We start from the raw sequence: 9,348 nt of genomic DNA on the forward strand, positions 1-9,348 counted from the left end.
TACTTGCCCTGGTCGGCCAAGCGAGGCACGATTTGGCTGGGTGGCAAATCTTTGAACTCCTCGCTGTTAAGCACGCTCATCGCGGCCTCTCGCTCAGCTTGACTGAGCTGGTTTGGCGGCACGCTGTGCGCACGTAGCGTGCTGACACGCCGGTCTCCTTCGTGCCCACAAGGGTGTACCCAGCGCTGCAAGGTGCGAACGCTCATGCCAATTTGGGCGCAGGCCTGTTGAGCGCGGGCACCATCAGCGATAGCCTGCTCGATCAATGGCAAAAGGATTTGGCGCTGTAGGGTGGAGTTCATCATGCCTCGTCCGCCCACAGCGCCTGGAATTTTTTTTGCAATATCAGCAGTGCTGCAGCCTCCGCTAAAGCTTTGTCCTTGCGACGCAATTGCCGCTCCAGCTGATCGTGTTTGCCCTGCAGCTCTCGCATGGCACCCAGATTTTGCTTGGCGCTGGGCTCGCTCATTGCACAAAAGGCATCACGCCAAGTCTGCAGCTGGTGTGCGTACAGCCCCTTGTGGCGGCACCAAGCATGCAGATCATCACCCACGAGCAGATGGCTTTCGTTAAGCGCTTGAAGGCGTTCGCGGGGGGCCCAAGCTTGGGCAGAAAGTTCGCCGTGCAAAGGGTGGGCTACATGGGGCCCCCCCCTTGCAGCTTTGGCGGCATCTCGGCGCCAACCCTTCAAGGTTGTCAGAGGAAGATTCAGTTCAACTGCAACGCTGACCAGAGTTTGATCGCCGCGCTCGCGAGCCTTACGCAATGATTGTTCAATAAATTCAGTGGGATACGGAGCATGTTTCATTATTTATCGCCTCAGCGGAGAGTCCGCTTGGAAAAAGAAGAGAGACGACAACTAGTCTGACACAGGGGGTCAGCGAATGCGCTGTGTCGGGGTCATCGACCGCCGACCTACGGGGCGGTGGTCTTGTAGGTCGGTACTCGCAGAGTCCGACGTTTCGGGTGTCAGCCAAGGCGCTGTGTCGGGGTCTTCGACCGCCGACCTACGGGGCGGTGGTTTTGTAGGTCGGTACTCGGAGAGTCCGACGTTTCGGGTGTGGGCGAAGGCGCTGTGTCGGGGTCTTCGACCGCCGACATACGGGGCGGTGGTCTTGTAGGTCGGTACTCGCAGAGTCCGATGTGGACGAGTTGTAGTCGCGGTGTGACTACAATTGAGCTTTTCAATCGTTTGATAGAAGGCCCTCATGAGCATTACAGCTGACACTTACGTTCGTGCCCGCATCGACAGCGCCACGAAGGAGCGCGCTGCGATTGCGCTCGAAGCCATGGGTTTATCCATTTCGGACGCCATCCGCTTGCTGATGTTGCGTGTGGCAGATGAACGACGTTTGCCCTTTGACGTCAAGGTTCCCAATGCCAAAACGCGCAAGGCAATTGCAGAACTGGAATCAGGCAAGGGCAAGAAGTTTGTCAATGTCGATGATCTGATGGCTGATTTGCATGCGGACGATTGACCGATCGACTGTTTTCAAGCGCGATTACAAACGTGAAGCCAAGGGAAGACATCGTGCCACCTTGGATGAAGACATAAGGCCTGTCCTGTTGGCTTTGCTGACAGACCAGCCACTTGAAGCCAAATACCGCGATCACGATTTGAGTGGTGATTGGGCGGGTTACCGGGAATGTCATGTCAGGCCTGATTTGCTACTGATTTATCGAAAATCAGATTCAGAAACGCTCAGACTGGCCCGGTTTGGCTCACACAGCGAGTTATTTGGTTAGGTCGGCGGGCGGTGGTCTTGTAGGTCGGTACTCGGAGAGTCCGACGTTTGGGGTGTCAGCGAATGCGCTGTGTCGGGGTCATCGACCGCCGACCTACGGGGCGGTGGTTTTGTAGGTCGGTACTCGGAGAGTCCGACGTTTGGGGTGTCAGCCAAGGCGCTGTGTCGGGGTCTTCGACCGCCGACCGACAGGTGGGCCTTTATGTGTAGCGCTTGCTGCGCAGGTTGTTTTTCATGTCGCGCAAGGTGGGTTGCAGTTCTTCGCCGATGCGCAGGGCCACCGTGGTGGCCAGGATGTCGATGATGAGCAGGTGCAAAAGGCGCGAGACCATGGGGCTGTATTTGTCGTAGCCCTCGGGGTGGTCGGCCGTCAGGTGGATGTGCCCGGCACTTGCCAGGGGCGAGCCGCTGGCGGTGATGACTATTGTTGTGGCGCCTTGTTTTTTGGCGATGTCGCAGGCGTCCATCAGGTCGCGGGTGCGGCCGGAGTTGGAGATGATCACTGCGCAGTCGCCGGGGCGCAGCATGGAGGCGCTCATGACCTGCATGTGGCCGTCGCTGTAGGCGATGGCGTTCACACCCAGGCGGAAGAATTTGTGCTGCGCGTCTTGCGCCACGATGCCGGAGTTGCCCACGCCATAAAATTCGATGCGTCGGTTGGTTTTCTGCGTGGCGGCCAGGGCTTGAGCGGCGTGTTCCAGCGCGAATGAGCTGGCGTCGTTGCGGTATTTCAAAAACGCCGCCACCGTGTTGTCGATGACCTTGACTGCGATGTCGCTGGTCTTGTCGTCCGCGTCCACGCTGCGGTGGATGAAGGGCACGCCTTCGCTGACGCTGCCGGCCAGTTTGAGTTTGAAGTCGGACAAGCCGTCATAGCCCATGCTGCGGCAAAAACGCACCACGGTGGGTTTGCTCACATGCGAGCGATCGGCCAATTCGGTGACGGGCAAGTTGGCAAAGGCCCGAGGGTCGGCCAGCACGAGCTTGCCCACACGTTGCTCGGCGGGGGCCAAGGAGGACAGGGAGGCTTTGATTCGGTCGAGCATGGGTGTCTCCTTTGGGGTTGTGGGCAATGGTCGGGTTGGTGGTGGGTTGGGCCGCGGGGGTCTTTTGTGAGACTGTGTCGGACTCTTGTCACACAGGCACGGTCAAATTTCCTCAGACCAGCAAAACCCATCGCGCGCAATCATGGCGCTCGAGGCGCTGGGTCCCCAGGTGCCTGCTGTGTAGGGGCGGGGGCCGATGGTGTCGGTGCTCCAGTGGCGCAAGATGGGCTCGACCCAGCGCCAGGCTTCTTCTTGTTCGTCGCTGCGCACAAACAGGTTCAGGCGGCCGTCCAGTACATCCAGCAGCAGGCGTTCGTAGGCACCCACGCGTTCGCTGCCAAAGCGTTTGTCAAAGTCCAGGTCCAGGTGCACGGGGCTCAGGGTGGCGCCGCCGCTGCCTTGGCCACGTTTGCTTTGGCCTTGGGCAAACAGGTGCAGTTCCAGCCCGTCTTTGGGTTGCAGGTGGATCACCAACTTGTTGACCTGGCCCACCGGGCTTTTGAAAATTTCGTGCGGGGTGGGGCGGAAGTTGATTTCAATGTGCGCCTCACGCGAGGCCATGCGTTTGCCGGTGCGGATGTAAAACGGCACGCCCGCCCAGCGCCAGTTGGAGATTTCGGTGCGCAGGGCCACAAAGGTTTCGGTGCAGCTTTGCGGGCTGACGCCTGGCTCTTCCCGGTAGCCGGGCACAGCCTTGCCTTCCACGTTGCCCGCGCTGTATTGGCCGCGGATGACGTGTTGGCTGAGCGTGTCGGGGGTCCAGCGCTTCAAGGCGCGCAGCACTTTGAGTTTTTCGTCGCGAATTGCATCGGCGTGGGCGTTGATGGGGGGCTCCATGGCGATGGCGCACAGCAGTTGCAGGGCGTGGTTTTGCACCATGTCGCGAAGTGCACCGGTGGTCTCATAAAAGCCGCCGCGCTTTTCCACGCCCAGCTCTTCGGCCATGGTGATCTGGATGTTGGCAATGTGCTCGCGCCGCCACAGGGGTTCAAACAGGGCGTTGCCAAAGCGCAGGGCAAACAGGTTTTGCACCGCAGGCTTGCCCAGGTAGTGGTCGATGCGGAAGATTTGTTGCTCTTTGAAGGCCTTGCCCACCGCGTGGTTGATGGCGCGGTTGGAGGCCAGGTCGTGGCCCAGCGGTTTTTCGAGCACGATGCGGGTTTTGGGCGTGTTCAGACCGCAGGCGGCAAGTTGTTCACACACGGTGGTAAACAGGCTGGGCGCGGTGGACAGGTACATGACCACATGGTCGGTTTCGCGCTCGGCCAGGCGACTGGCCAAGGCCGCGTAGGACTCAGGCTTGGACAGGTCCATGCGCACATAGCACAGCAGGCTGGCAAAGCGGGCAAATTCTTCGGGGTTGGGCCGTTTGTCGCCTTCGACTTGCTCAAAGCGTGACTGGATTTGCTGGCGGTATTGCTCGTCCGTCATGTCGTCACGGCCCACGCCGATGATGCGGCCGCCTTCAGGCAGTGTGTCGTGGCGGAAAGCCTGAAACAGGGCGGGCATGAGTTTGCGCCAAACCAGATCGCCCGTACCGCCGAAAAAAACCAGATCAAATGCCATGATGTTCTTGAGTTACATGAAAAATTGATTTGTAATGTAACTTTGTTTCACGGATAATTCAAGCACTTTGCATTTATTCCTACGCCCCGTCTTTTGGCAGGCGCTGCGAGTGTGGCAGAACGCACTCACAGCAGACCGCGCTGACAGCACTGGCCTTTGACCCTTGTTTGGCACCCCTGAAAATCCAACACACCATGAACCAACTCGACGCCCTCAAACAATTCACCACCGTGGTGGCCGATACCGGCGACTTCAAGCAATTGGCCCAGTTCCAGCCGCAGGACGCGACGACCAATCCGTCCTTGATTTTGAAGGCCGTGCAAAAGCCCGAATACGCCCCCTTGCTGGCCGAAGCCGTGGCCACCCACCGTGGCCTGCCGCTGGACGTGGTGATGGACCACTTGCTGGTGCGCTTTGGCTGCGAAATTTTGAAGACCATTCCGGGCCGCGTGTCCACCGAAGTGGATGCCCGTTTGAGCTTTGACACCGCCGCCACCGTGGCGCGGGCGCGTCGCATCATGGCGCTGTACGAGGCGCAGGGCATCCCGCGTGATCGCGTGCTGATCAAGATCGCCTCGACCTGGGAAGGCATTCAGGCCGCTGCCGAGCTGGAGCGCGAAGGCATCCGCTGCAACTTGACGCTGCTGTTTGCGTTTTGCCAGGCGGTGGCGTGTGGCCAGGCCAAGGTGCAACTGATCTCGCCATTTGTGGGCCGTATTTACGACTGGTACAAAAAGTCCGCAGGCGCTGCTTGGGACGAAGCGGCCAAGTCGGGCGCGAACGACCCCGGCGTGCAGTCGGTGCGGGCCATCTTCAACCACTACAAAAAGCACGGAATCGCCACCGAGGTGATGGGCGCGTCGTTTCGCAACATCGGCCAGATCACGGCGCTGGCCGGTTGCGATTTGTTGACCATCAGCCCCGAGTTGTTGGCGCAGCTGGCCGCGACCGAGGCCCCGCTGAACCAGGCGCTGGACGCTGCAGCCGCGCAGGCCATGGACTTGCCTGCTGTGAGCTATGACGAAGCTTCTTTCCGCTTGGCGCTCAATGAGGACGCCATGGCCACCGAGAAGTTGGCCGAAGGCATTCGTGCTTTCTGCGCCGATGCCGTGAAGCTCGAAGAATTGATGAAGAAAGTTTGAAACCCCATGGGTCTTTGCAGGTCGGTCCCTTCAGGTTCGACAAGCCTTTGTGGACGGCTTGCGGTTTGTCAGTCGCTTCGCGAAGTGATGGCTGTCGGGGCTGAAGCCGCCGACCTGCGAATACCCTGTAGGTCGGCACTCGAAGAGTCCGACATTTAGAGCCTGCGGCGCACGTCCCATGTCGGAGTCTTCGACCGCCGACCTACGAATATCCTGTAGGTCGGCACTCGAAGAGTCCGACGTATAGAGCCTGCGGCGCACGTTCCATGTCGGACTCTTCGACCGCCGACCTACGAATACCCTGTAGGTCGGCACTCGAAGAGTCCGACGTATAGAGCCTGCGGCGCACGTCCCATGTCGGAGTCTTCGACCGCCGACCTGCAAAAACGGAAAACCCTTTGAGCGCTTGCCCTGAAAGCGCTCCACTCACTGAAAGACCCCGATGCGTTGTGACCTTACCCCTGCCTGGAAAAACCTGCAACAGCATGCGCAGGGCTTTGCTGGTTTTGATTTGCGCACTGCTTTTGCGGCCGATCCGCAACGTGCAGATGCCCTGAGCCAGACCGCCCCGCATGTCTTTGCCGACCTGTCCAAAAACCACATCGATGCCGCCACTGAAGCGCTGTTGATGGAGCTGGCACGCCAAACGGGCTTGGCCTCGCACCGCGACGCCATGTTCCGTGGCGAGCCCATCAACACCACCGAGGGCCGTGCCGTGATGCATTGGCTCTTGCGCCAACCCGAAGGCTCGCTCTCGGGTGATTTGGCCGAGCCTCTGAAGCAAGTGCATGACACCTTGAAGCCCATGCTCGCCTTTGCCGAACAGGTCCGCGCCGATGCGCAGATCACCGACGTGGTGAACATCGGCATTGGCGGCTCGGACCTGGGCCCGCAAATGGCGGTGCTGGCCTTGCAAGACTTCGTGATCCCGGGCAAGCGCTTTCACTTTGTGTCGAATGTGGATGGGCATGAGCTGGCAGCAGTGCTGCGTGGTCTGAAGGCCGAGAACACGCTGTTCCTGATCGCCTCCAAAACCTTCACCACCATCGAGACCATGACCAATGCCCGCTCGGCGCTGGCTTGGTTCCGGGGCCAGGGCGGAGTCGATGTGTCGCGCCATTTTGCGGCGCTGACCACCAATGTGGCCGCTGCGGCCGAGATGGGCATCACCACCACCTTTGGTTTTTGGGACTGGGTGGGTGGGCGTTATTCGATGTGGTCGGCCATTGGCCTGCCCGTGGCCATCGCCATCGGCGCGCAGGGTTTCAGGGACCTGCTGGCCGGGGCGCACGCGATGGACCAGCATTTTCAGACCGCGCCGCTGGAGGCCAACTTGCCGGTGCGGCTGGGCTTGCTCGACGTTTGGTACCGCAACTTTTTGAACTACACCAGCCGCAGCATTGCGCCGTACCACAGCGCATTGCGTCGGGTGCCTGCCTATTTGCAGCAGCTGGAGATGGAGAGCAACGGCAAGCGCGTGGACCGCAACGGGCATGCTTTGCCCTATGGCACCTCACCCGTGCTGTGGGGCGAGCCGGGCACCAATGGGCAGCACGCCTACTTCCAGATGTTGCACCAGGGCACGGATGTGGTGCCGCTGGAATTCATTGCCGTGAAAAAGCCCACGCACAGTTTGAAAGATCACCATGAGCTGCTGTTGGCCAATGTGATCGCACAGGCACAGGCGCTCATGCTGGGCAAGGCAGACGAGGGCGGTCACAAGCACTTTCCCGGCAACCGGCCCAGCACCTTCTTGCTGCTCGATGAACTCACGCCTGCCAGTCTGGGCGCACTGATCGCCTTGCAGGAACACCGCGTGTTCGTGAGCGGCTCGGTCTGGGGCATCAACAGCTTTGACCAGTGGGGCGTGGAGCTGGGCAAGGTGCTGGCCAAAGACATCCATGCCCGCATCGTGTCGGGTGATGTCACCGGGCTGGATGCATCGACCGCCGCCTTGTTGAACAAGGTTCGCTGACGAAGCGGACAAACGTCGCAGCTAAAGCTACCGACCTACGGCGGGCGCGGTATGCGTAGGTCGGTGGTCGAAGACCCCGACATGGGGCCTGTGCCGAAGCGGACAAACGTCGGAGCTAAAGCTACCGACCTACGGCGGGCGCGGTATGCGTAGGTCGGTGGTCGAAGACCCCGACATGGGGCCTGTGCCGAAGCGAACAAACGTCGGAGCTAAAGCCACCGACCTACAGCGGGCGCGGTATGCGTAGGTCGGTGGTCGAAGACCCCGACATGGGGCCTGTGCCGAAGTGGACAAACGTCGGAGCTAAAGCCACCGACCTACGGCGGGCGCGGTATGCGTAGGTCGGCGGTCGAAGACCCCCCTGTGTCAGACTAGTTGTCGTCTCTCTTCTTTTTCCAAGCGGACTCTCCGCTGAGGCGATAAATAATGAAACATGCTCCGTATCCCACTGAATTTATTGAACAATCATTGCGTAAGGCTCGCGAGCGCGGCGATCAAACTCTGGTCAGCGTTGCAGTTGAACTGAATGTTCCTCTGACAACCTTGAAGGGTTGGCGCCGAGATGCCGCCAAAGCTGCAAGGGGGGGGCCCCATGTAGCCCACCCTTTGCACGGCGAACTTTCTGCCCAAGCTTGGGCCCCCCGCGAACGCCTTCAAGCGCTTAACGAAAGCCATCTGCTCGTGGGTGATGATCTGCATGCTTGGTGCCGCCACAAGGGGCTGTACGCACACCAGCTGCAGACTTGGCGTGATGCCTTTTGTGCAATGAGCGAGCCCAGCGCCAAGCAAAATCTGGGTGCCATGCGAGAGCTGCAGGGCAAACACGATCAGCTGGAGCGGCAATTGCGTCGCAAGGACAAAGCTTTAGCGGAGGCTGCAGCACTGCTGATATTGAAAAAAAAATTCCAGGCGCTGTGGGCGGACGAGGCATGATGAACTCCACCCTACAGCGCCAAATCCTTTTGCCATTGATCGAGCAGGCTATCGCTGATGGTGCCCGCGCTCAACAGGCCTGCGCCCAAATTGGCATGAGCGTTCGCACCTTGCAGCGCTGGGTACACCCTTGTGGGCACGAAGGAGACCGGCGTGTCAGCACGCTACGTGCGCACAGCGTGCCGCCAAACCAGCTCAGTCAAGCTGAGCGAGAGGCCGCGATGAGCGTGCTTAACAGCGAGGAGTTCAAAGATTTGCCACCCAGCCAAATCGTGCCTCGCTTGGCCGACCAGGGCAAGTACGTGTGCAGTGAATCGACGATGTACCGACTGCTCCATTGCGCCCAGCAGATGGGCCATCGCCGCCTGGAGCGTGTGCCGCGCAAGGTGAGCAAGCCGCGCGCATTGGTCGCTACCGAGCCCGATCAAGTCTATTGTTGGGACATTACCTATTTGCCCACTCAGGTGCGAGGAATGCATTTCTACCTCTACCTTTTTGTGGATATCTTCAGCCGAAAAATTGTCGGCTGGCAGGTATTTGATTGTGAGAGCGCACAGCTGGCCGCCGATTTGCTTCGTGATATCTGCGAGCGCCAATGCATTCCCGAAGGGCAGCTCACGGTGCATTCAGACAATGGCTCGCCGATGAAGGGTGAGACCATGCTGGCGACAATGTGGCGCTTGGGTATCACGCCTTCGCGCAGTCGGCCCTCAGTCAGCAATGACAACCCCTACTCGGAATCGCTGTTCCGAACTCTCAAGTTCCGCCCGCAGCTACCTCTGGGGCCCTTTACCGACATCTTGCATGCGCGCCGCTGGGTGACAGATTTGGTCCATTGGTACAACACCGAGCACAGGCACAGTGCCATTCGTTTTGTAACCCCAACTCAGCGCCACGCAGGGCTTGACGGGCCAATGCTTGCAAAGCGCGAGGATGTTACG

9 protein-coding genes and 1 pseudogene are annotated in these 9,348 nt (G+C 59.8%); 6 read left to right on the forward strand and 4 right to left on the reverse strand.

All coding sequences use genetic code 11. The features are described 5' to 3' along the window. Together H663_RS40515 and H663_RS41445 are read right to left on the reverse strand one after the other, a co-directional pair. Positions 1-305, reverse strand: a pseudogene (locus tag H663_RS40515) (helix-turn-helix domain-containing protein); the annotation flags it as partial. Beyond that, a complete protein-coding gene (locus tag H663_RS41445) occupies positions 302-808 on the reverse strand; it encodes a transposase (RefSeq protein ID WP_133240094.1) in 507 nt (168 codons plus the stop codon). The gene H663_RS41445 and the pseudogene H663_RS40515, both read right to left, overlap by 4 nt. Before the next feature lie 400 nt (positions 809-1,208). Between H663_RS41445 and H663_RS40525 the strand changes: the two genes are divergently transcribed. After that, positions 1,209-1,478 carry a type II toxin-antitoxin system RelB/DinJ family antitoxin gene (locus H663_RS40525; protein ID WP_053171365.1) on the forward strand — a complete coding sequence of 90 codons (270 nt, stop codon included), beginning with the start codon at positions 1,209-1,211 and terminating at the stop codon, positions 1,476-1,478. Beyond that, a complete protein-coding gene (locus H663_RS40530) occupies positions 1,465-1,746 on the forward strand; it encodes a type II toxin-antitoxin system YafQ family toxin (protein WP_083451104.1) in 282 nt (93 codons plus the stop codon). Before H663_RS40525 ends, H663_RS40530 begins: the two co-directional genes overlap by 14 nt. Before the next feature lie 199 nt (positions 1,747-1,945). Here H663_RS40530 and H663_RS40535 read toward each other — a convergent pair whose 3' ends face one another. Beyond that, positions 1,946-2,791 carry a MurR/RpiR family transcriptional regulator gene (locus H663_RS40535; RefSeq protein ID WP_053171362.1) on the reverse strand — a complete coding sequence of 282 codons (846 nt, stop codon included), beginning with the start codon at positions 2,789-2,791 and terminating at the stop codon, positions 1,946-1,948. Between the two features lie 102 nt (positions 2,792-2,893). After that, positions 2,894-4,357, reverse strand: coding sequence for a glucose-6-phosphate dehydrogenase (gene zwf, locus H663_RS40540; RefSeq protein WP_053171359.1), 1,464 nt, complete (start codon positions 4,355-4,357; stop codon positions 2,894-2,896). A 194-nt stretch (positions 4,358-4,551) separates the two neighbouring features. On the opposite strand from zwf, the gene tal reads away from it, so the two are divergent. From tal to H663_RS40565, 4 genes are all read left to right on the forward strand, one after another. Next, positions 4,552-5,499, forward strand: coding sequence for a transaldolase (gene tal / locus H663_RS40545; RefSeq protein WP_053171356.1), 948 nt, complete (start codon positions 4,552-4,554; stop codon positions 5,497-5,499). A gap of 442 nt (positions 5,500-5,941) precedes the next feature. Then, positions 5,942-7,474 carry a glucose-6-phosphate isomerase gene (pgi, locus tag H663_RS40550; protein WP_053171353.1) on the forward strand — a complete coding sequence of 511 codons (1,533 nt, stop codon included), beginning with the start codon at positions 5,942-5,944 and terminating at the stop codon, positions 7,472-7,474. Between the two features lie 426 nt (positions 7,475-7,900). After that, complete coding sequence (locus H663_RS41450; RefSeq protein WP_133240095.1) at positions 7,901-8,407, forward strand: transposase; 507 nt, start codon at positions 7,901-7,903, stop codon at positions 8,405-8,407. Beyond that, positions 8,404-9,348 (forward strand): IS3 family transposase (locus tag H663_RS40565; protein ID WP_116695958.1); only part of this gene is annotated, 945 nt, incomplete at its 3' end. The genes H663_RS41450 and H663_RS40565, both read left to right, overlap by 4 nt.

Origin of the sequence: Limnohabitans planktonicus II-D5 (genome assembly GCF_001270065.2) — a bacterium.
Taxonomy (GTDB): Bacteria; Pseudomonadota; Gammaproteobacteria; order Burkholderiales; family Burkholderiaceae_C; genus Limnohabitans_A; species Limnohabitans_A planktonicus.